This window comes from Bacillus sp. F9_6S_D1_P_5, assembly GCF_054823925.1.
On sequence record NZ_JBTREW010000040.1, the window covers coordinates 1 to 21,391 of the forward strand.

At 37.5% G+C, this 21,391-nt stretch carries 20 protein-coding genes, 11 tRNA genes and 1 rRNA gene; 2 read left to right on the top strand and 30 right to left on the bottom strand.

The genetic code is table 11. From position 1 onward, the window contains the following. The 13 genes from ACUXEY_RS27320 to ACUXEY_RS27380 all read right to left on the bottom strand — a co-directional run. Positions 1-71: ribosomal RNA gene (locus ACUXEY_RS27320) — 16S ribosomal RNA — on the bottom strand; the annotation flags it as partial. Between the two features lie 76 nt (positions 72-147). Beyond that, a tRNA-Gly gene (locus tag ACUXEY_RS27325) sits at positions 148-218 on the bottom strand. Between the two features lies 1 nt (position 219). Continuing rightward, positions 220-296, bottom strand: a tRNA-Pro gene (locus ACUXEY_RS27330). Positions 297-299: 3 nt separating this feature from the next. Next, positions 300-376: transfer RNA gene (locus ACUXEY_RS27335), tRNA-Arg, on the bottom strand. 97 nt (positions 377-473) lie between these two features. Continuing rightward, positions 474-556 (bottom strand) — tRNA-Leu (locus tag ACUXEY_RS27340). Between the two features lie 16 nt (positions 557-572). Beyond that, positions 573-645, bottom strand: a tRNA-Lys gene (locus ACUXEY_RS27345). 5 nt (positions 646-650) lie between these two features. Next, a tRNA-Gln gene (locus ACUXEY_RS27350) sits at positions 651-725 on the bottom strand. A gap of 87 nt (positions 726-812) precedes the next feature. Continuing rightward, positions 813-888 (bottom strand) — tRNA-Asp (locus ACUXEY_RS27355). A gap of 46 nt (positions 889-934) precedes the next feature. Beyond that, positions 935-1,010 (bottom strand) — tRNA-Val (locus ACUXEY_RS27360). A gap of 4 nt (positions 1,011-1,014) precedes the next feature. Beyond that, positions 1,015-1,089, bottom strand: a tRNA-Glu gene (locus ACUXEY_RS27365). Between the two features lie 8 nt (positions 1,090-1,097). Then, positions 1,098-1,188, bottom strand: a tRNA-Ser gene (locus ACUXEY_RS27370). A gap of 3 nt (positions 1,189-1,191) precedes the next feature. Further along, positions 1,192-1,266, bottom strand: a tRNA-Asn gene (locus tag ACUXEY_RS27375). A 113-nt stretch (positions 1,267-1,379) separates the two neighbouring features. Next, entirely contained in the window at positions 1,380-1,838 is a 459-nt protein-coding gene (locus ACUXEY_RS27380) for a SprT family protein (protein ID WP_461302019.1), read from the bottom strand. Between the two features lie 195 nt (positions 1,839-2,033). Here ACUXEY_RS27380 and cmpA point away from each other — a divergent pair, with 195 nt between their 5' ends. Continuing rightward, positions 2,034-2,150, top strand: coding sequence for a cortex morphogenetic protein CmpA (gene cmpA, locus ACUXEY_RS27385; protein ID WP_001143642.1), 117 nt, complete (start codon positions 2,034-2,036; stop codon positions 2,148-2,150). A 58-nt stretch (positions 2,151-2,208) separates the two neighbouring features. Here cmpA and ACUXEY_RS27390 read toward each other — a convergent pair whose 3' ends face one another. The 6 genes from ACUXEY_RS27390 to acpS all read right to left on the bottom strand — a co-directional run bounded on the left by ACUXEY_RS27390 (position 2,209) and on the right by acpS (position 8,151). Continuing rightward, the gene (locus ACUXEY_RS27390; protein WP_461302020.1) at positions 2,209-4,377 is read right to left on the bottom strand and encodes a Tex family protein; all 2,169 of its coding nucleotides are present in this window, start codon (positions 4,375-4,377) and stop codon (positions 2,209-2,211) included. Positions 4,378-4,445: 68 nt separating this feature from the next. Then, positions 4,446-4,796 (bottom strand): type II toxin-antitoxin system endoribonuclease NdoA, encoded by a 351-nt coding sequence (gene ndoA, locus ACUXEY_RS27395; protein ID WP_000635963.1) that lies wholly within the window; start codon positions 4,794-4,796, stop codon positions 4,446-4,448. 4 nt (positions 4,797-4,800) lie between these two features. Continuing rightward, the gene (locus ACUXEY_RS27400; RefSeq protein ID WP_000004570.1) at positions 4,801-5,088 is read right to left on the bottom strand and encodes an antitoxin EndoAI; all 288 of its coding nucleotides are present in this window, start codon (positions 5,086-5,088) and stop codon (positions 4,801-4,803) included. Between the two features lie 308 nt (positions 5,089-5,396). After that, complete coding sequence (gene alr, locus ACUXEY_RS27405; protein WP_461302021.1) at positions 5,397-6,566, bottom strand: alanine racemase; 1,170 nt, start codon at positions 6,564-6,566, stop codon at positions 5,397-5,399. Positions 6,567-6,684: 118 nt separating this feature from the next. Then, positions 6,685-7,635 (bottom strand): LolA family protein, encoded by a 951-nt coding sequence (locus tag ACUXEY_RS27410; RefSeq protein WP_461302026.1) that lies wholly within the window; start codon positions 7,633-7,635, stop codon positions 6,685-6,687. 156 nt (positions 7,636-7,791) lie between these two features. Further along, on the bottom strand, positions 7,792-8,151 hold the full coding sequence (acpS, locus tag ACUXEY_RS27415) for a holo-ACP synthase (protein WP_048529178.1): 360 nt from the start codon (positions 8,149-8,151) through the stop codon (positions 7,792-7,794). Positions 8,152-8,243: 92 nt separating this feature from the next. Between acpS and ACUXEY_RS27420 the strand changes: the two genes are divergently transcribed. Further along, positions 8,244-8,816, top strand: a complete 573-nt coding sequence (locus ACUXEY_RS27420) for a rhomboid family intramembrane serine protease (protein WP_461302022.1) — start codon at positions 8,244-8,246, stop codon at positions 8,814-8,816. Here ACUXEY_RS27420 and uvsE read toward each other — a convergent pair. From uvsE to ACUXEY_RS27475, 11 genes are all read right to left on the bottom strand, one after another. Continuing rightward, positions 8,809-9,771: a UV DNA damage repair endonuclease UvsE gene (gene uvsE, locus ACUXEY_RS27425; protein ID WP_461302023.1), complete on the bottom strand. Its 963-nt coding sequence runs from the start codon at positions 9,769-9,771 to the stop codon at positions 8,809-8,811. The genes ACUXEY_RS27420 and uvsE overlap by 8 nt on opposite strands. A gap of 92 nt (positions 9,772-9,863) precedes the next feature. Beyond that, positions 9,864-11,447 carry a DEAD/DEAH box helicase gene (locus tag ACUXEY_RS27430; RefSeq protein ID WP_000206603.1) on the bottom strand — a complete coding sequence of 528 codons (1,584 nt, stop codon included), beginning with the start codon at positions 11,445-11,447 and terminating at the stop codon, positions 9,864-9,866. A gap of 305 nt (positions 11,448-11,752) precedes the next feature. Beyond that, the gene (murF, locus tag ACUXEY_RS27435; RefSeq protein WP_461302024.1) at positions 11,753-13,129 is read right to left on the bottom strand and encodes a UDP-N-acetylmuramoyl-tripeptide--D-alanyl-D-alanine ligase; all 1,377 of its coding nucleotides are present in this window, start codon (positions 13,127-13,129) and stop codon (positions 11,753-11,755) included. A 60-nt stretch (positions 13,130-13,189) separates the two neighbouring features. Beyond that, positions 13,190-14,275: a D-alanine--D-alanine ligase gene (locus ACUXEY_RS27440; protein WP_429602897.1), complete on the bottom strand. Its 1,086-nt coding sequence runs from the start codon at positions 14,273-14,275 to the stop codon at positions 13,190-13,192. A 232-nt stretch (positions 14,276-14,507) separates the two neighbouring features. Further along, positions 14,508-15,779 carry an MDR family MFS transporter gene (locus tag ACUXEY_RS27445; RefSeq protein ID WP_461302025.1) on the bottom strand — a complete coding sequence of 424 codons (1,272 nt, stop codon included), beginning with the start codon at positions 15,777-15,779 and terminating at the stop codon, positions 14,508-14,510. Positions 15,780-15,887: 108 nt separating this feature from the next. Beyond that, on the bottom strand, positions 15,888-17,303 hold the full coding sequence (locus ACUXEY_RS27450; protein ID WP_166705465.1) for an amino acid permease: 1,416 nt from the start codon (positions 17,301-17,303) through the stop codon (positions 15,888-15,890). Between the two features lie 230 nt (positions 17,304-17,533). Beyond that, complete coding sequence (locus tag ACUXEY_RS27455; protein ID WP_166705464.1) at positions 17,534-18,706, bottom strand: homogentisate 1,2-dioxygenase; 1,173 nt, start codon at positions 18,704-18,706, stop codon at positions 17,534-17,536. Next, on the bottom strand, positions 18,672-19,628 hold the full coding sequence (locus tag ACUXEY_RS27460) for a fumarylacetoacetate hydrolase family protein (RefSeq protein ID WP_166705463.1): 957 nt from the start codon (positions 19,626-19,628) through the stop codon (positions 18,672-18,674). Before ACUXEY_RS27460 ends, ACUXEY_RS27455 begins: the two co-directional genes overlap by 35 nt. A gap of 66 nt (positions 19,629-19,694) precedes the next feature. Further along, complete coding sequence (gene hppD, locus ACUXEY_RS27465; RefSeq protein WP_342716669.1) at positions 19,695-20,813, bottom strand: 4-hydroxyphenylpyruvate dioxygenase; 1,119 nt, start codon at positions 20,811-20,813, stop codon at positions 19,695-19,697. A 309-nt stretch (positions 20,814-21,122) separates the two neighbouring features. After that, the gene (locus ACUXEY_RS27470; RefSeq protein WP_098093823.1) at positions 21,123-21,233 is read right to left on the bottom strand and encodes a DUF3948 family protein; all 111 of its coding nucleotides are present in this window, start codon (positions 21,231-21,233) and stop codon (positions 21,123-21,125) included. A 42-nt stretch (positions 21,234-21,275) separates the two neighbouring features. Next, positions 21,276-21,383, bottom strand: a complete 108-nt coding sequence (locus ACUXEY_RS27475; protein WP_000664237.1) for a DUF3948 family protein — start codon at positions 21,381-21,383, stop codon at positions 21,276-21,278. Positions 21,384-21,391 lie beyond the last annotated feature (8 nt).

Consider the following 21,391-nt stretch of genomic DNA (forward strand, 5'->3'; position numbering starts at 1 on the left):
ATTCGCTCGACTTGCATGTATTAGGCACGCCGCCAGCGTTCATCCTGAGCCAGGATCAAACTCTCCAATAAAGTTAGTTTGTCTAGCATCTAAAATAAAAATTGACGTTTCACGTTGTTTGTTTCGTTCAGTTTTCAAAGAACTAAAAGCGGGTGAAGAGAATCGAACTCTCGACCAGAGCTTGGAAGGCTCTTGTTTTACCACTAAACTACACCCGCGTGGTCGGGAAGACAGGATTTGAACCTGCGACCCCCTGGTCCCAAACCAGGTGCTCTACCAAGCTGAGCCACTTCCCGTTATGGCGCGCCCGAGAGGAGTCGAACCCCTAACCTCTTGATCCGTAGTCAAACGCTCTATCCAATTGAGCTACGGGCGCTTATTCATGATGTTTTTTCGTCGTTGTATTTTGGCGACTCAATTATCTTATCATACTTCATTTTTTAATGCAAGTACTTTTTTAAAAGATTTTTTGATGCGGCCGAGAGGACTTGAACCTCCACGGGGTTTCCCCCACTAGGCCCTCAACCTAGCGCGTCTGCCGTTCCGCCACGACCGCGCGGAAAAAACAAAAGTGAGCCATGAAGGACTCGAACCTTCGACCCTCTGATTAAAAGTCAGATGCTCTACCAACTGAGCTAATGGCTCGTAAATGGCTGGGCTAGCTGGATTCGAACCAGCGCATGACGGAGTCAAAGTCCGTTGCCTTACCGCTTGGCTATAGCCCATCGAAATACTTATCTTCTTTTCAAAGACAAATGTTATTGTACCATAATGACCAATAAAAAACAACTGCCAATTAGCAGAAGTTAAAATGGCGGTCCCGACCGGGGTCGAACCGGCGATCTCCTGCGTGACAGGCAGGCATGTTAACCACTACACCACGGGACCATTTAATCTTTAAGTTAATTTCATTTTAATTTTCATTATAATATTATGGTGGAGGATGACGGGATCGAACCGCCGACCCCCTGCTTGTAAGGCAGGTGCTCTCCCAGCTGAGCTAATCCTCCAAAGTGGTGACCCGTACGGGATTCGAACCCGTGTTACCGCCGTGAAAGGGCGGTGTCTTAACCACTTGACCAACGGGCCAATATGAATGGCAGAGAAGAAGGGATTCGAACCCTCGCACCGCGTTCGCGATCTACTCCCTTAGCAGGGGAGCCCCTTGAGCCACTTGGGTACTTCTCTGTATGGCTCCGCAGGTAGGACTCGAACCTACGACCGATCGGTTAACAGCCGATAGCTCTACCACTGAGCTACTGCGGAATAATGAAGACAATTTGTATCTTATAAAAATTCTCATCGTAAGTCAAGAAGTTTTTTACAACATCTTGTACAAACGTGACATGTTTATAATATACTGGATTGCGTTTTCACTGTCAAGATGTTTTCTTTATCAGAATTAGTTTCCCTTTACACTTTCCGCAGACATATCTTTTTGTATTTATTTGACGTCTTCTTACATATTGAAGCAAACACTCCATACATTCATACATATAAACCTTTTTTTCGTTCTCTTCATTCATCATTCGTTTACAAAAGCGCGGCGCACCAACTGCCTTTAATAGTTCACGAAAATCCTTATCCCTGTGCTTATACCCTCTTCCTGTAATATGCAAGTGATAATGGCAAAGTTCATGTTTAACGATTCCAACTAATTCTTCTTTCCCATACATTTCGTAATATCGATAATTCAGTTCAATATTGTGTGTATTCAATAGATAACGCCCACCAGTTGTACGTAACCTACTATTAAACATTGCCTTATGTAAAAACGGCATTCCGAAATATTGCATTGATACTTCTTCCACTAGCCGCTGTATTTCTTGCTCATCCATTTTCATTCCTCCTAAACAAAAAAATATTTTTACACTTTTCTCCTCTCTTATACATATATTAAATAGTACATATACCCATCCTCATTCAAGAAGCGTGGTTTCTAAAAACATAGCAGAAATAGAAATCCACTCACCAACCTCTCATCAATAGTACCTTACATTTTTGAGAGTAGGATTAAACAAGGAGGGATTCCTATGCCTACATGGCTCAAAAAACAAATGCAACGCGCATATTTCGAAAAAAACCGGTATCAAATTAAATTACTAAATGAATGCTGGTTTTATTATAGCAAAATACATCAAAGCTCATAATTCATTACACGTTTTATCCTATTAAAAAAAGAGCAGTTTCATCTGCTCTCTTCTTTTACTATTCAATCGGCAACATAGATAGTGCAACGCGACCTTTTTTCGTATCAATATCATCTACCCATACTTTAACGATTTGTCCGACAGATACAATATCTAACGGATGCTTCACGTATTGTTTGCTTAGTTTAGAAATATGTACTAAACCATCTTGTTTTACACCCACATCGACAAAAGCACCAAAATCAACAACGTTACGAACTGTTCCTTCCAGTTCCATACCACGTTTTAAATCTTCTAATTTCAAAATCCCTTTTTTCAGAAGTGGTTTAGGCAACTCATCCCTCATATCTCGCTCTGGACTAATGAGTGCATCTATAATATCAACTAATGTAGGCTCTCCAACTCCCGTTTCTTGCGACAACTTAGAAATCTCCACTCCTTCTAAGCTCTTTTGTAATTGTGGTTGCCCTACGTCATCTTTTGATAACCCTAGATTCTTCAATAACAATTCAACATTTTTATATTGTTCTGGATGAATACCCGTTCGGTCTAACGGATTTGCCCCTTCTAATATACGTAAGAAACCTATACATTGTTCATATGTCTTCGCACCTAGACGTGGTATTTTCTTTAAGTCTGTTCGTTTTGTAAATTTCCCTTCTTCTTCACGCTTTGCTACAATATTTTTCGCAACAGTTTTCGATAAGCCCGAAACATATTGCAATAACGCAACTGAAGCTGTATTTACATTCACACCAACTTGGTTAACTGCCGTCTCTACTACAAACGTTAACGATTCATTCAATCTCTTTTGAGATACATCATGTTGGTATTGTCCAACCCCAACTGATTTAGGGTCAATCTTTACAAGTTCAGCAAGTGGATCTTGCAGACGTCTTCCGATAGAAACCGCACTTCTTTCTTCAACCTGTAAATCCGGGAATTCCTCACGGGCTAAATCAGAAGCCGAATACACACTCGCACCAGCTTCATTCACAATAATATAGAAGACTTCTCGTTTCACATTTTGTAATACATCAACTATAAATTCTTCCGATTCTCTAGAAGCTGTACCATTCCCAATCGCAATCATTTCAACTTGATATTTATCTATAATAGAAAGAACTTTCGTTTTTGCATCTTCATATTTACGCACTGGTGGATGCGGATAAATAACATCAATATATAGAACTTTCCCAGTATCGTCTACAATAGCTAATTTACAACCCGTTCTATATGCAGGGTCTACAGCTAACACAACCTTTCCTTTCATTGGAGGTTGTAATAACAAATTACGTAAGTTCTCAGAGAAAATATGTATTGCTTGTTCCTCAGCTGTTTCTGTTAATTCTTTTCGGATCTCTCTTTCAATAGACGATTGAATTAATCGTTTATAACCATCCTCAATTGCTAACTTTACATACTGTGCACTTTTTGAATCGTTATTACGAATTACTTTCTTATATAAGAAAGTTACTATTTCATCTACTGGTGGAACAACAGAAACTCTCAATATATCTTCTTTCTCACCGCGATTCATCGCTAATACACGATGCGGTACCACTTTCTGCAACGGTTCTTCATAGCTGTAATACATTTCATATATATTCTTTTCATCTTTCTCTTCATCTTTTACAGCCGAAGATATAACACCTTTTCTAAAAGTAACATTCCGAATCCAACTACGATACGACGCTTCATCTGAAACGATTTCTGCAATAATGTCTTGAGCACCTTGTAACGCTTCTTCTGCAGATTGCACTTCTTTCTCGGCGTTAATAAACTCCATTGCCTTCTGATTTGGATCTTCTTTCTTATATAGCAATAACCATTCAGCTAACGGCTCTAGTCCTTTTTCTTTCGCAATCGTTGCTTTCGTTCTTCTTTTCTCTTTATATGGACGATATAAATCTTCTACTTCTTGCAACTTTGCAGCTTTAACAATTTGCTGACGTAATTCTCCTGTCAGTTTCCCCTTCTCATCAATAAGACGAAGAACCTCTTCTTTCCTATCTTCAAGCTGCATCATATATTGCCATCTCTCTAAAATCGTACGAATTTGCACTTCATCTAAAGAGCCTGTCCATTCTTTTCGGTAACGAGCAATAAATGGAACTGTGTTACCTTCTTCTGTTAATTGAATAACATGACGAACTTGCTTTTCGGTAAAGCCTAATTCCTTCACTAACATTTTCATTAACGCTTGTCGATTATCTACCATTTCCATATACAACCGTAACCTCCTCTATAATAAAAAAAAGTTGCCCTGTAAAGAGAGCAACTTAAACTGCCGATTTAAAAATCTATTAGTCCTAAACTAATTTGTAGCGCTTCATCTACACGAATCATCATCACTTCATCTAAATGAGTGATTTTGTCCGTTAAGCGCTGCTTATCGATTGTTCGAATCTGCTCAAGTAAAATAACAGAATCTCTCTCAAAACCGTACTTTTTCGCATCAATTTCCACATGAGTGGGTAATTTAGCTTTTTGAATCTGTGCAGTAATAGCCGCTACAATCACCGTTGGACTAAAACGATTTCCGATGTCATTTTGAATGACAAGAACCGGACGAACGCCTCCTTGCTCAGAACCAACAACTGGGGAAAGGTCTGCAAAATACACGTCGCCGCGTTTTACAATCAAAATATTACCCCCCGCTAACTAAGCGTTCTACTGTATGAGCTGCTTCATACTCTGCTAAGAAAGCTTCAGATGCAATACCAAGATTAATTTTTCCCATTTCAATGTACCCACGTCGCATTGATTCATGTTGGTAGCGTTTCTTCGTCTTATGTTGACGCAATAACAGTTGTGTTGCCTGGCAAATTAGTTCATGGCGATTCTTATTCTCTTGTTTTCCAATTCCGTCCAATTCCGTTACCATTTGCTTTGGCAACCGAACCACGATTTCAGTAGTTACACTTGATTCGGACACAAAAATACACCTCCACCGTCAACTACACACCCAAATATATATGACACCTATTGTAATAATACCATTGTATGGAGCCTGTTGCAAAGACTTCCTTATTCCTTGCTTATGTTTTCCAATTCACAAACAAAACATTCATATTCTTTTATTTTTTATCTCATTACAACAAGAAACGGAAGAGTTTCTGCACTAAATTCACGTTAAATCATGTTAAAAGTAATAATAAGTAAAAAGCTTCTCGTCAAAAAACGAACTTATTCTTAACCAATGAACAGTCCTCTCAAATGACAAGAAGCAAATCATACTACCTTCTATATGTTGTTCAAATAATTGATTACTTCTACAACCTTACCATTTCGGATAAATATTCTCGGCACTCGGAAGCTTATCGTTGCAATAATTTCATAATTAATAGTCCCGGAATATTCAGCAACCTCAGTAGCACTAATATACTCATCACCTTGTCTTCCAATGAGTGTAACTTTCGTACCAAGAGGTACTTCATAAGGAAGGTGTATCATGAATTGATCCATCGTTACTCGCCCTACAATCGGTACCCTTTTGCCATTTACAAGCACTTCAAATCCTTGTAATCTTCTAAGCCACCCATCTGCATACCCAATTGCAACGGTCGCAATCCATTCTTCCGTTTTCGTTCGATAAGTGACGTTATAACTAATCCCATCCCCTTTAATCACCTGTTTAATATGAGCAACTTTCGTATGCAGTGATAGCGCCGGTTCTAATTGAAATGGTAAAAAAGGGCGTATTTCTACAGACGGGGATAACCCATACATCGCAATGCCAATTCGTACTGCATTAAATGTAATCCCTTGAAAACGTAGCGTTGCAGCACTATTAGCTGTATGAACAAACTTAGGATCCACTCCGAATTCTTTCAACCAACTTAACTGCTCCAAAAATGTGTTATATTGCTTATCGAAGTAAGAAGTCTCCACCTCATCCGCTGTTGCAAAATGTGTATAAACTCCTTCTAATTCTAAAAACGGTGCACCTTCTAAACTCTTTAAAAACCTTTTTAATTTTTTACGTTCGCGTATTCCAATTCTCCCCATACCACTATCGAAATTAATATGGTACTTCATTGTAGACGAACCATCCCAAAGTTTGATTGCTTCGTCTACCCATTCTTTTTGAAAAACAGTTAACGCCACATCATTTTCAGCAGCTACATTGACATCACGAGGCGGAGAAGGACCTAACACTAAAATTGGCACAGTAATACCAGCCCTTCGAAGCACTAAAGCTTCATCTAAAAAGGCAACCGCTAACCTTGTCGCCCCTGCTTCTAATGCCGTTTTGGCTACCGGTACATAATCGTGTCCATATGCATTGGCTTTAACTACAGCAAAAATCTCTATATCACTTGGAATGAAATTTTTAATGTGTGTAATATTGTTATAGATCGCATCTAAATCCACTTCCACCCAAGTGTCACGGTAAAATGGTGCTTCTTCCATAAATACACTTCCTTATACACGATATGCGAAGCTTATTCTTTTATATGCTTCTTTTATGAAATCCACCCTTCAAACTAAGAAAAGACGTGGTGCACATATATCACCACGTCTAAGAAGTTTACTTCACTTGCTTCTCTGTAACTGAACGAGCAACCATTAATAGCTCCTTCGGCTCTAAACCTTTAGACACGAGCATATATTCTACTCCGTTATGCGACCATGTTAAAGAGTCTTTCGTCAACGCACCAATTGTAAAGCCGAGATCAACCAATTCTCCGCTCACACTGATCGCTGACGAAGCTTCTGCAACTTTTGCCTTTTCTTGTATTAAAGTAAAGGATTTCTTACTTCCAGTGTATGTGAGTATCGCACGCTTGCCACTGTCTGTCTTCAACTCTTTTTCATCTTTCAAAACCATACCTTGCGGCGTATCACGCGGATACAAAATAGCAAATGGTTTGTCTTCTTTCGCTGTCGTTTGAACATCTACTTGCGCTCTAGACATATTTTGTTTCGTATCAAATGCACCTTTATCAAATTTCGCATCAAATTTCACTTTTGAGAAATCTACTTTCACAAGAACATTTTGATCATTATCCATTAACTTCACCGAAACTGGTGTTAAATCACTTTTCTTCAACGTAATCTCTTGTTTCGGCAACATGTTTTGATGTTGATAGTTTGTTTTTGTTTTAAAAATATAATACTTATCTGTTTTTTCAAAAGTAAGGTTTTTCTTATCCTGCAAAATATCTCTCACAAGGGATTCATATAAGTAAGCCTGGCTACTATTTTGCGGCCAATCACTTTGGAAACGAAAACTCTTATTAAGCGCTGGAGTTAATACAAATACCCCTTCTTCATTTCTTAAAATAATTTGGCTTTGATCTTTTTTCGCATTTTGCAAATTCACACGATAAAAAGAGGGTTCTTTATGCCATATTTCTACCTTATACTCCTGAGGCTCATTCCCTGTTTTAATAGCTAATTTCGCTTCAGCTTGATAACTTTTCATCCCTTTTACTTTCGCCTCTAAATCTCTCACAACATCATCTTGTTTCTTTTCCATACAACCGGCCAACACAAAAACGGTTAACAAACCGACAAGAACTAAAAACAGACGCCTTTTCATCACTTCAGCCCCTTTGCCCCTATAAATGAATGGAAGATGTGCCTTCCTTATCGCTACCACAAATATATGAGACAAAGATATAAAATATGCAGACTAGCGTGACGAGCTTTCTAAAACAACTTGAGCAACAGCAAATTCCCTACTATGACTAATTGATAAATGAACAATATGCTCTGTACTTGCAATAAGAATCGGCTTACCTCTATCATCATTTCTTACTTCAATATCTAAAAAACTTACTTCTTTCCCGATACCAGTTCCTACCGCTTTTGAATACGCCTCTTTTGCTGCAAATCTTCCGGCCACAAACTCCGTAAGGCGACTTCCCTTCAGCTCCTTAGCAACATTACGTTCGCTTTCAGTTAAAATACGTTCCATAAATTTAAGCTTTCCATCTAGCATTTTTTCAATTCGATTCAGTTCAATAATATCGATTCCAATCCCTACAATCATTTCAAAATCCCCTTCTTCTATTTAGCTTTCTTTTTTCATATTGTAAGAATAACAGAGAATCTTTCTGATGCAAAAGGAGTGATACTCACAACATGCTAATACCATCTGCACGCATTTCCTTACAACCAATCGTCATCGCTTTACTTCTCATACAATTAGTCATGTTTATGTTAGGCGACTTTTTTCTCTTTCCACTGGCAGCCTACAATGAATATATCGCTAAAGGAGAATGGTGGCGTCTCATAACTTCCTTACTTGTACATGTAGACTTACAACATTTTCTTTCTAATAGTATTTGTTTATTTGTGCTTGGCTCTTCTATTGAAAAACAACTAGGGCACCTTTCTTTCATCATTATTTTTTTCCTTTCTGGCATTCTTGGAAATATTTCTTCTTACCTTATTATGCCTCTTGAATATATTCATGCCGGAGCATCTGGTGGTATTTTCGGATTGCTAGGTGCACAATTATTTCTACTATATAGTCGATATCGTTCTTCCAATCCAAGAGACATCGCTATTTTTTCAATTATGATATGTATATTACTACTATTCACTTTCTTCAATCCCTCTGCTAACCCTATAAGCCATTTAACAGGATTGATCATTGGTGGTATTTGCACCCCTTTATTAACAAAAAAACTCGATGGTGCAGAGCTCATTTAATATAAAAGCTCGCACCATCGACAATTTCCACATCTGTTTGTTCACTTAAATCTCTCATGAGTTGAAATAAAGACTCATCCTTCTTCTTCGCTTCAATCATACAATCAATTTGCGGAACACTTCCCTTTATCTTTTTTAAAAAAGATAAAAAAGTATCTACATCAATAAAGTCCGCATGTGCTCTCGGGTCTTTTCCCTCTCTAGGGCTAGAAATGTGCATTTTCACTGGTAACAAAGACGATTCCCACGTATGTACAACACGGGCCCAATCTTCATGCCAATCTTCTCGATCATGATTCATCATATGGTGATGCAAATCGAACACGACTGGAATATCTAATTTCTCACCTAAATATAATGTTTCTTCTAAAGAAAAGGTCGTATCATCATTTTCTAATATGATCATCTCTTGGATACTTCTTGGAACACTTGACCAATTTTCTATAAAGCGTTCTAATGCGAGTTCCTTATCGTTATAACCTCCGCCCACATGTAATACGCATCGTTGCTTATGTTCAATTCCCATACCTTTTAATAATTTTTTATGCATCTGCAATGTCTTTACGGATTGTTTAAAAATTTTCTCCTCAGGTGAATTCAGCACAACAAAATGATCTGGATGAAAATCAATACGCATATTCATTCGAATGGCGTAATCACCTAGCATTTTTAAATTTTCTTTTAAGGGGCGAATATAATTCCACTCTAATAAATCCTCATGATTCGCTAAAGGAACCAGCTTGGAACTAAGCCGAAAGAAAGATATATCATGGCCTTTATTATGCTTTAATAACCGTAAACAATTTTCTAAATTCGAATTAGCAATCCTTTCAAGTTTACGAATTGCAGCCTCTCGATCATCAATTCGTTGAAACTGCGCATATGTCATCGTTTGAGATGGAGATGCGTTCTTTAGATGTACACTCATTGCAACATACCCAAGTCTTACAAGCATGTAGCACCTCTTTTCTACACAAGTTATTATGTAGTATGTACAATTACAGAAATAAAAAAAGAGAATGCCAGCAAAGGGCATTCTCTTTTTTATTAAGCTTGTGGACGGCTATGATGTTTTCTTTCGCCGCGTCCATTTGAAGATCCAGGGCGACCTTGACCTTCACCTTTACGCCCACGGCTACCACCATCACGATTACGATCACGGTTACGGCCATCGCCACCGCCGCGTCCATCACGGTTACGATCACGGTTACGACCATCGCCACCGCCACGTCCGTCACGACTACGATTACGGTTACCATCACGGTATCCGCCTCCGTTACCGCCGCGTTTTTTAGAACCGCCACCTCTTGAAACAACTGGTGGTTCTGATGTTAAAGCGATTGGAGTTGTATCTGGCTCTTTTGTCATCATTTTTAAAGCAGCAGCTACTACTGTTACAGAATCATTCTCTTCTAACATTTCTTCTGCAATACGCTTGTAGTATGATAAGTTCTCATTTTGGATTGTGCTTTGAAGCTTTTCAGCGATTAAACGTTGTTGACCTTCTAATGCCTCGTCAAGTGTCGGTGCTTCCATACGGTCAACTTTACGTTTTGTTGTACGCTCGATATTTTTTAATTGTCCTGATTCACGTGGTGTTACAAATAACATTGCAATACCTTTTTTACCTGCACGGCCAGTACGACCGATACGGTGAACGTATGATTCTGGATCTTGTGGGATATCGAAGTTGTATACGTGTGTTACGCCTGAAATATCAAGACCACGTGCAGCAACGTCTGTTGCAACAAGAACTTCAATAGCACCTTCTTTAAATTTACGTAATACAGACATACGTTTCGCCTGTGTTAAGTCACCATGAATACCTTCTGCTGCATAACCACGTAAATTTAATGCTTCTGATAATTCATCAACACGACGCTTTGTACGACCGAATACGATTGCAAGCTCTGGAGATTGAATATCTAGTAAGCGTGTTAACACGTCAAACTTTTTCTTTTCTTGCACTTCTAAATAGAACTGCTGAATGTTCGGCATTGTTACTTCTTTTGCTTTTACTTTAATGTGTTGAGGCTCAGTCATGAAACGCTCAGCAATACGACGGATTGGATCTGGCATTGTCGCTGAGAATAATAATGTTTGATGTGTTTCTGGCACATCTGTTAAAATCGCTTCAATATCTTCAATGAAGCCCATGTTTAACATTTCATCCGCTTCATCAAGAACAACAGTCTCAACGTTTTGTAAACGAAGTGTTTTACGGTTAATATGATCTAAAATACGACCCGGCGTACCAACAATAATGTGTGGGTGTTTTTTTAGAGCACGAATTTGGCGGTTAATATCTTGACCACCGTAAATTGGTAGAATACGAACACGTTTATGTTTACCAATTTTGTATAGCTCTTCTCCAACCTGAATTGCTAATTCACGCGTTGGCGCGATAACAATACCTTGAACTGCTTCTTTATTTGTATCCACTTTATCTAATAGTGGTAATCCGAATGCTGCTGTTTTCCCTGTACCTGTTTGTGCTTGCCCAATAATATCTTTACCTTGCAATGCATGTGGAATTGTTTCAGCTTGAATCGGCGTAGCCTCTTCAAAGCCCATGCTTTCAACAGATTGCAGTAAAGACTCACTTAATCCTAATTCTCGAAATGTTGTCAATGTTACTTCTCCTTTTCTATCCTATACTTATCATTTAAAAAAAGGCGTTTTCCGAATTTGCGGAAAAGCCCTTTTCCTGAATGCTCACGTATATAAACGGGCGTATATTCTTCGCGAAAATACTTCTAAACGTTATTACACTTTATCAATTATAAGTTTTGTATGTGTAAAAAGCAAACCCAACTGTTACCTTATTTTCATATTCAGAGTTTTTTTCTTCACTTTTATTTTTTTATATTTACTGTAAGCGCTTATTATAAGTTTCTTCTATTTTCGTGGCTATCATCCCTGTTTATATACACCAATTATTTCAACATCGTAATTATTTCTTCTAATTTCATACCACGAGATGCTTTTACTAATACAACATCTTTCACATCGACTACTGTTTGCAACTCTTTTACTAACTCTTCTTTATTATCATACGCCTTTACACGTTCATTAGGGAAATTAATTTTTGCTCCTTCAGCAATTTGAGCCCCTAATTTACCATATGTGAATACGTATGAAACCTTTGCTGGATCGATTAATTTACCTACTTCATAATGAAACTGTACTTCTTGATCTCCAAGCTCTAACATATCACCTAGCACGACAATTTTTTTAGCAAATCCATCTAAACCATTCATTAGGTGGAATGCTGCTTCCATGGCTGTCGGACTTGCATTATAAGCATCATTGATAATTGTTAATCCACTATCTGTTTTTACAATTTCCATACGCATGCCTGTCATTTGAAGTGTGACTAAACCTTGTTTCATTTCTTCCCACGTTACACCAAAATGTTTCGCAATTGCCATTGAAGCAAGTGCGTTATACACATTGTGTTTTCCTAATACTGGTAGATAGAATGAAATGGTTTCTTCTCTATTCATTTTAAAGTGTGTCCCAGTTGCTTGTAACGTTACAGTCGTTGGATAGTAATCATTTGCTCTAGCATCACCAAACGTAACTGTTTCAGCTATTAAATTCATTTCAGGAACACGATTCGTTAATAACGGCTCATCTCCGTTATATACGAACACTCCACCTTCTTGTAATCCTGTCACAATTTCTAATTTCGCTTCAGCAATCGCCTCACGAGATCCTAAATCCATTAAATGTGCCTCACCAATGTTCGTAATGATAGCTGCATTTGGACGGGCTAACTTAGATAGGAATTCTATTTCCCCGCGGCTTGACATTCCCATTTCTAATACAGCTACTTCTGTATTTTCTTCTAAGTTTAAAATAGTAAGAGGTAGCCCGATATGATTATTGAAGTTTCCTTCTGTTTTTTGGACTTTGAATTTCGTCGCAAGAAGACTTGTTACAATATCTTTTGTAGATGTTTTACCGTTACTACCTGTCACACCAATAACTTTAACATCCAATTGATCGCGATAGTTTTTCGCTAACATTTGCAATGCTGATAGTGTGTCTTCTACAAAAATAACTGGAAGATTCTCAGGCGGATTCGCTACATCTTTCATCCATAACGTCGCTACTGCTCCATTTTCAACAGCTTTCTCTACAAAAGCATGTCCATCGAAACGTTCACCTTGAATCGGAACATATAGATTTCCTTTTTCAATTTTTCTCGTATCAATAGACACTCCTTGTATAGTAATTCCCTCATATTGCTCTGCTAATCCCGTACCATTTATCATCTGTTCTACTTGTTTTAACGTTCGCTTTATCATGAAAACACTCCTTACATAGAGGAAGCACTATTCCTGCGAATAGTGCCTCCTCCTTTTTTGTTAGATTGTATATTTAATTTTTTGTTTTTCTTCGTGACGATCAATTGCTAAACGAATTAGCTCTTCAATTAATTCCGGATACGGCAATCCAGTATGTTGCCATAGTAGAGGGAACATACTAAACGGCGTAAATCCTGGCATCGTATTCACTTCATTAATATATACTTCTCCATCTTTCGTTAAGAAGAAATCAGCTCTTGTTAAGCCAGCGCCATCTAACGATTGGAATGCAACAATCGCATCTCGCTTAATAACGTTAGACTCTTCTTCTGTCATTTCAGCTGGAATAATTAACGCTGTATCACCATCGATGTATTTCGATTTATAATCATAGAAGTCTTTTTTCGGTACGATTTCACCTACAACTGAACATTTCGGCTCATCATTACCTAATACACCAACTTCTACTTCACGTCCAACGATATTTTCTTCTACAATAATTTTACGGTCAAATTGGAATGCCTCTTCAAATGCATTCTCAAGTTCTTCACGATTTTTACACTTATTAATACCAACACTTGAACCAAGGTTTGCTGGTTTTACGAAGCAAGGATATCCTAATACTTCTTCTACTTTTTCATATGCTGTTTCACGATCTTTTTCCCATGCGCTACGAATGAATGATGCATATTTTGCTTGTTTCAATCCAGCTTCTGCAAAGATGTTTTTCATAACAACTTTATCCATACCAGCTGCAGATGCTAGAACACCATTTCCTACATAAGGAATGTTCATTAACTCTAATAATCCTTGAACCGTTCCATCTTCACCATTTGGTCCATGTAGTAATGGGAAAATAACGTCGATAGCATTTTCCTCAGAAGCTGCAGATGGAATGATTTCTGTGCTTAATGATAACGGAGAAATCGCATTTTCTGCACCGTTCATTTTTAGAACTTCAACATCTGTTACTTCACCTTCAATACGTTCACCACGAACCCATTGACCTTGTTCTGTAATATAAATTGGATGAATCTCGAATTTATCTTGATTTAATGCTTTAATAGCAGCAAGAGCCGTTTGTAGCGAAACTTGATGCTCAGCTGATTTTCCACCATATAATAAGCCTAATTTAATTTTTGTCACTGAAATCACCCTAACCAATTGTTTTCATTTTTCTATTTTAGCACTTTTTATAAAAATAGGTAGTTCCTATTTGAAATAAAATGTAACTTCCACAAATAATTAAATGACACCACTTATTGGTTTTCTACACTTTTTCACTTAACTTTCTTCGTAAATATATAAAATCGCAACCCAATCTAGTTATGTACCTAAAATATGTAGAAATCTCCTTTTTGTGTATGTCATCTACTTATTAAGAAGATTGTTTGGTCAGTGTGCCTTTCTGTTTTTGTTCAATGAGACGATCTAAAGAAACATATACAATACCTGCAACTACACAGCCTACAGCTAAAATTGTAAATAAAAAGTGACCAAGTAATCGATCTAATAAAAAACCTCCAAGAAGTGGACCGAATGCACTTCCTGTAATCCACTGCAAACTTGCAGCTCCCATATAAGTCCCTCTCAAGTGCTCCGGAGCTAAATTCGCTACAAACGTCATCTGTACAGGCGACATAATCATCTCACCTAACGTATATATGGCATACACAAGCATTAGTGTTATTAAAATAACTGTAACATTCGCATCAAATTCCCCAAACCACTTCGGTAACCACCCTATAAAAAATAATCCAATCCCAAACAAACATGCACCATATAACATCGTCTTTCCGACAGGTTTATCTGTGGCCCATTTTGAAATTTGAAATTGGAACAACACAACTAATAATCCGTTTAGCGCCATTAAATATGGGTATGGATTGTTAGTTCCAAAAATATCCTTCATTTCATTATCAAAGTGCAGTGGCAACATGCCTTCTGTTTGAGAAAATCCCATCGAAATAATGATACCTGCTAATAAATAAATCATTAGTGCCTTATCTCGCAATACAATTTTCCAAACAGCTCCTGATTCCTTTTCTTTATCCTCTTCTTTATTCGCATTCTTTGGCATCGTCTCTTGAATAAGAATGAATACAAGTAATGCATAAAATAACATCGTAGACGAGGCAATAATAAACACGAGGTTCTTCGACAACATAACTACCGAAGCTCCCATTATTGGGCCAATTGCAGCACCTATATTGTGCCCCATCCGCAACAAACCATATGCTTCTGTTCTTTTTTCTGGCGTTGTTACGTCCGCAACCATCGCTGATGCAGCTGGATGAAATAACGAATTACTTAATCCTAAAAAAACAGATAAAATCGCATAAGGAATAAATCCTTCTATAAATAAAAAACCGAGCATGAATACTGCATTACTCGTCATCGAAAATATCATAATTGGCTTTCTTCCATATATATCAGCAATTCTTCCCCCTATAATTGATCCAAAGCTTGCTGCAATTGGAGAAAGCGCCATAATAACTCCAACCTGTAATAATGAATCTACCTTATCTTTTAAATATAATGCAAAAAAAGGCATCAACATCATCATTGCAATTCCATTTAACGTCTCGCCAATAAACCGAATCCATACGTTACGGTCCATCTCCCTTAACTCACTCCACGTATTTTTCATCATTCCACCCCTTTTGTTCGCCAACAATTATCTTATAATACATTCAGAAAAATGTAAATTTTCAAAACAAAAAATCCATCCTAACAGAATTAGGATGGATTTTTCTGCTTATAAATTTGCTACATCGTCTTCGTCTTTACTATTATTTAAAGCACTATGTTTTCGGCTATATAAGAAGTAAACCGCAATACCGATAACCATCCATATACCAAAACTAATCCAAGCCGTTCCGGATAATTGAAGCATTAAGTATAAACAAAAAATTACCGTTAACGCTGGTAAAAATGGTACAAGCGGCGCCTTAAATGCTCTTGGTAAATCAGGATGAGTTCTTCTCATTACAATAACAGCAACAGCTACAAGTGCAAAGGCTGATAAAGTCCCCATATTTACAAGATGCGCCAATACATTTAAATCTATTAATCCTGAAATAAGTGCTGCAATAATTCCCGTTGTCCACGTATTTAAAAACGGTGTTTTAAATTTAGGGTGAACTTTAGCAAGACGCTTCGGCAATAATCCATCTCTACTCATTGCATACGAAACACGTACTTGCCCATACATCATAACTAACATTACTGTTGTGATCCCTGTAATTGCTCCTACCGAAATGACTCCCGCTAAACCATCTTGTCCAATAAATTGAAGTGCAAAAGCGACTGGATCTGATATATTTAGCTGACCGTATGGAACAATTCCTGTCAAAATAAGTGAAACAACAATATAAAGAACCGTACAAATTAATAAAGATGCAATAATGCCAATTGGTAAATCACGTTGTGGACGTTTCACTTCTTCTGCTGCCGTTGAAACTGCATCAAACCCTATGAATGCAAAGAACACTGTAGCAGCTCCAGCCATGACACCATCTAAACCAAACGGCATAAAAGGTGTCCAGTTTTCAGGTTTCACATAATTAAAACCAGCAAAGATAAAAATAAGAACGACTGCTATTTTAATAAATACCATAACATTATTTACACGTGCACTTTCACGAACACCTCTAGATAAAAGAACTGTCATCACTAAAATAATGAGAACTGCAGGTAAATCAATTATTCCACCCTTTCCTGTTCCTGGGGCTGAGGAGAGAATGGTAGGAATATGGATTCCAAACCCCTTTAATAAAGATTGGAAATAAGCGGACCAACCATTTGCCACAGCAGATGTAGCAAGTAAATACTCAAGCATTAAGTCCCATCCAATTAAAAATGCGAATACTTCTCCCATCGTCGCATATGTGTACGTATACACACTGCCTGAGACAGGAACCGAAGAAGCAAATTCAGCATAACAAAATGCAGCAAAGGCACAAGCTAACGCGGCTATCGCAAATGATAATATAATAGCTGGTCCAGAATGTTTCGCTGCTACCACGCCCGTTAAAACAAAAATACCAGTTCCAACAATCGCCCCGATTCCAAGCATCGTTAAATCCAATGCGCCCAATGTTCTTGCTAACGTCTTTTGTTTGCTCTCTTGCATTAACTTTGCAATAGGCTTCTTTTGAAAAATTTGCTTCATAGCATGCTCCTCCAAGTTTTAAATTTTCTGAAAATTTTTAATTCGCTTTTTCATTTTACCCATAGTACTTTTCTCAGTCAATACTTTTGTCGAAATAAGTAGAAATTCTTATGAATTTGCAATATCTTTATCATTCTTTCCATATATCTTTCTATAACTTTTTTTGGTATTATTATACATGTCGATTCCATAAAAGAGGCATGCTCCCTTATTGAGCATGCCTCTTTTTCCTATTTCACAGTATATGAACCTTCTTCAATCCAGCTATACATATATTTTTCATCTTCTGTTTCATGTGCTTGTTTTACAATACGAAGTGGACGGAATGTGTCTATCATAACAGCTAGTTCAAGCGTTTCTTTCTTCCCTATACTCCCCTCCGTTTTCCCAGGATGCGGCCCATGCGGAATTCCACTCGGATGAAGTGTAATAGAACCTTCTTCCACACCTTTCCTGCTCATAAAGTTTCCTTCTACATAGTACAGTACTTCATCACTATTCACGTTACTATGATAATATGGTGCCGGAATAGATTCTGGATGATAGTCGTATAAACGTGGTACGAAAGAGCAAATAACGAAATTGTGCCCCTCGAACGTTTGATGTACTGGAGGTGGCTGATGAATACGGCCTGTAATTGGTTCAAAGTCCTCTATATTAAAGACCCATGGATATAAATAACCATCCCATCCAACAACATCTAACGGATGGTGCCCTAAAACATGCTTATGCATATATCCTCTCGACTTTGTCATTACAACAAACTCACCTTTGTCATCATATGTCTCTAATTTTTCAGGGCCACGAATATCCCTCTCACAAAACGGACTATGCTCTAACAATTGTCCGTATTCATTACGATAGCGACGTGGCGTTGTAATTTGGCTATTTGCCTCTACAACAAGAAACTTAGTCTCTCCTTCATCTGGAATAACACGATAGATCGTTCCAATTGGAATCGTTACATAATCACCTTTTCTATAGTGAATCGTCCCAAACATCGTTTCAATTTTTCCTGTTCCGTAATGAACAAACAACATTTCATCTCCATCACCATTACGGTAGAAATAATCCATTTTTTTTGTTGGACTCACTACTCCAATTAACAAATCTTCATTTCCAAGTATGAAGTTTCTTCCACTTATTGCATCACCATTTTTTTTATTTTCTTTCGTGCGGAAGTGGCGATGAGCAAGAGCCACATCTTCTTCATACTGCAACTGACAAGAATGCGATAATGCCGAATGCGATACTTCGGTTGGCATATAATGATGATACAAAATAGATTGTGTACCAGAAAAACCTTTCGTTCCCATTACTTGTTCGCGATAAAGCGACCCATCTTTTTTACGGAATTGTACATGTCGTTTATGAGGTAGCTCCCCCATGTGACGATAAAACATGCCCATCACCTGCTTCCATTTCTTTTTTGACCGTATTACGTAATGTACCTAAACCAGTAATCGTAAGCTCTACAACATCTCCATCTTGCAGCCACTCTTCCGTACCCAGTTCTAAAATACAACCTGTTCCTACTGTCCCAGAACCAATCACATCGCCTGGATATAACGTAACGTCTTCCGAAGCACGTTCAATCATTTCAGCAAATGTATAGTAAATATCTTGGAAGTTCCCCTTTGATAATAACTTTCCATTTACATGAGCAGTCATCTCTAACTCATAACGGTCACCGTTACGATAAACATCTAATTCTTCTTTCGTAACAAGGTGCGCTCCTAATGAAGTTGCAAAATCTTTTCCTTTCGCCGGACCGAGTCCTACCTTCATTTCTGTTGCTTGTAAATCCCTTGCACTCCAGTCATTCATAATACAATAACCAAAAATGTAGTCCTCTGCTTGCTCACGAGAAATATTGCGTCCTTCTTTCCCAATTACGCAAGCAATCTCTAACTCATAATCAAGTTTTTTAGATTTTTTCGGACCAATTACAAAATCATTCGGACCAATTACAGCACGATGGTTCGTAAAATAAAAAACCGGTATATCGTACCATTCAGGTACAACATCTAGCCCCCTTCGGCCACGAGCCGTTTTTACATGCTGTTCAAACGCGTAAAAATCCCGAATACTACTCGGATTAGGAATTGCCGCCGCTAATTGTACTTCCTCTAAGGAATATATACCCTTTTCCGGATTCTTAATATTACGTAATACTTCGACATACTCATCCGCTTTCTCTAAAAAGGCGAACATAGAAGAAGGTAATTTCCCACCACTAGCAAGATTCATATCAATTACTTTATCACCTTCAAGCCATCCAGCTCGCATTTCTTTTGAAGGAAGACGAAATGTAACGAATTTCATCCTAATTCCTCCCTATGAAAATGAAATTTCCACCAACAAAATAATTTTTGCTGGTGGATATAAATTTTATAAATTTCCGCGACGCTCTTGTTCTCTTTCAATCGATTCGAATAATGCTTTAAAGTTTCCTTCTCCAAATCCGCGAGAACCTTTACGTTGAATGATTTCAATAAATAGAGTTGGGCGATCTACAATTGGTTTCGTAAAGATTTGTAGTAAATAACCTTCATCATCGCGATCTACTAAAATCTTTAATTCTTTTAACCTATCAATTTCCTCATCAATTTTTCCAACTCGCGCAGTTAACTCATCATAATAAGTATCTGGTGTATCTAAAAACTCCACGCCATTTTCACGAAGCGCTTCTACCGTTTTAACGATATCATTTGTTAGTAAAGCAAGATGTTGTACACCTGCTCCATTGTAGAACTCTAGATATTCTTGAATTTGTGATTTTCTCTTCCCATCTGCTGGCTCGTTAATAGGGAACTTAATACGACTTCCATTTGTCATAACCTTCGACATTAATGCTGAATACTCTGTACTAATATCATCATCATCAAAATGGATCATTTGTTTAAAGCCCATAACATTCTCGTAATAACTAACCCACTCTTCCATTTTTTCAACATTACCAACTACATGGTCCACAGCAATTAAACCTGACTCTTCAAACGGAATATCAAACTCAGCCTTTTGGAATCCTGGCATAAATGTTCCTTTATAATTTTTACGCTCTACAAGCGTATGAATTGTATCACCATACGTACCAATAACTGCTTTTTTCAATGTACCGTTCTCGTCTGTTAACTCTACAGGTGGCGCAATTGCAACGGCACCACGTTTCACTGCTTCCGAGTATGCTTTGTCAACATCGTCAACAAGTAATGCCACATCTTTCACACCATCACCATGAGTCTTTACAAACTCTGCAATACGATTGTCGCTACTTAAAGCTCCAGACACAACGAAACGCATATTTTTTTGGACAAGAACATAAGATACTTTTTCACGGTTACCAGTTTCTAATCCAGAGTAAGCCACAATTTTGAATCCGAATGCTCTCGCAAGGTAATAACTTGATTGCTTTGCATTTCCTACGTAAAATTCCAAATGATCTACATCACGTACTGGAAAAAAGTCCTCCATTTGTGCAGCTAGCGTATCCATAGATTTTTGTTTCATAAAATCCTCATCCCCCTGTAAATAGATTAAATGGTTCATACTTAAAACCAACCGAAAACGCTTCCAACATAAATTAATAGAAATTAGTTAGCAAGCTAACAAATTCTGACTTTTAAAATTTTCTATCTTTTCTGTCAAATTCCTCTTTTTTTCTTACATATAAAATTCGACTTTTTTCTCTTTAAGATAAAGGGAGGTTATTTATACTTGGAGGGATATATAGAAGAAAACAAAAAAGACCCTAACATATTAACTGCTTACTAATATGCTAGAGTCTTTATTTTTTTTGAATGATTGTATTTATATGTCTCATACTAATACATTTGCAAGAAATAGAATCAATGATGTTAATACTACCGCTCCACCTAATGATCCTAATAAATCTGTTTTTGTTACTTGTAATACTTGTTCACTGTTCATATTCCTCATTCTCCTTTCATTTTGTATGATTTAAAACTTTTATTATACTAATACACTTGATAAAAATACGATTAACGCTGTTAATACTACTGCTCCACTTGCTGATCCTACGAAGTCACCTTTTGTTACTTGTAATACTTGCTCTTTCATTTTGCATT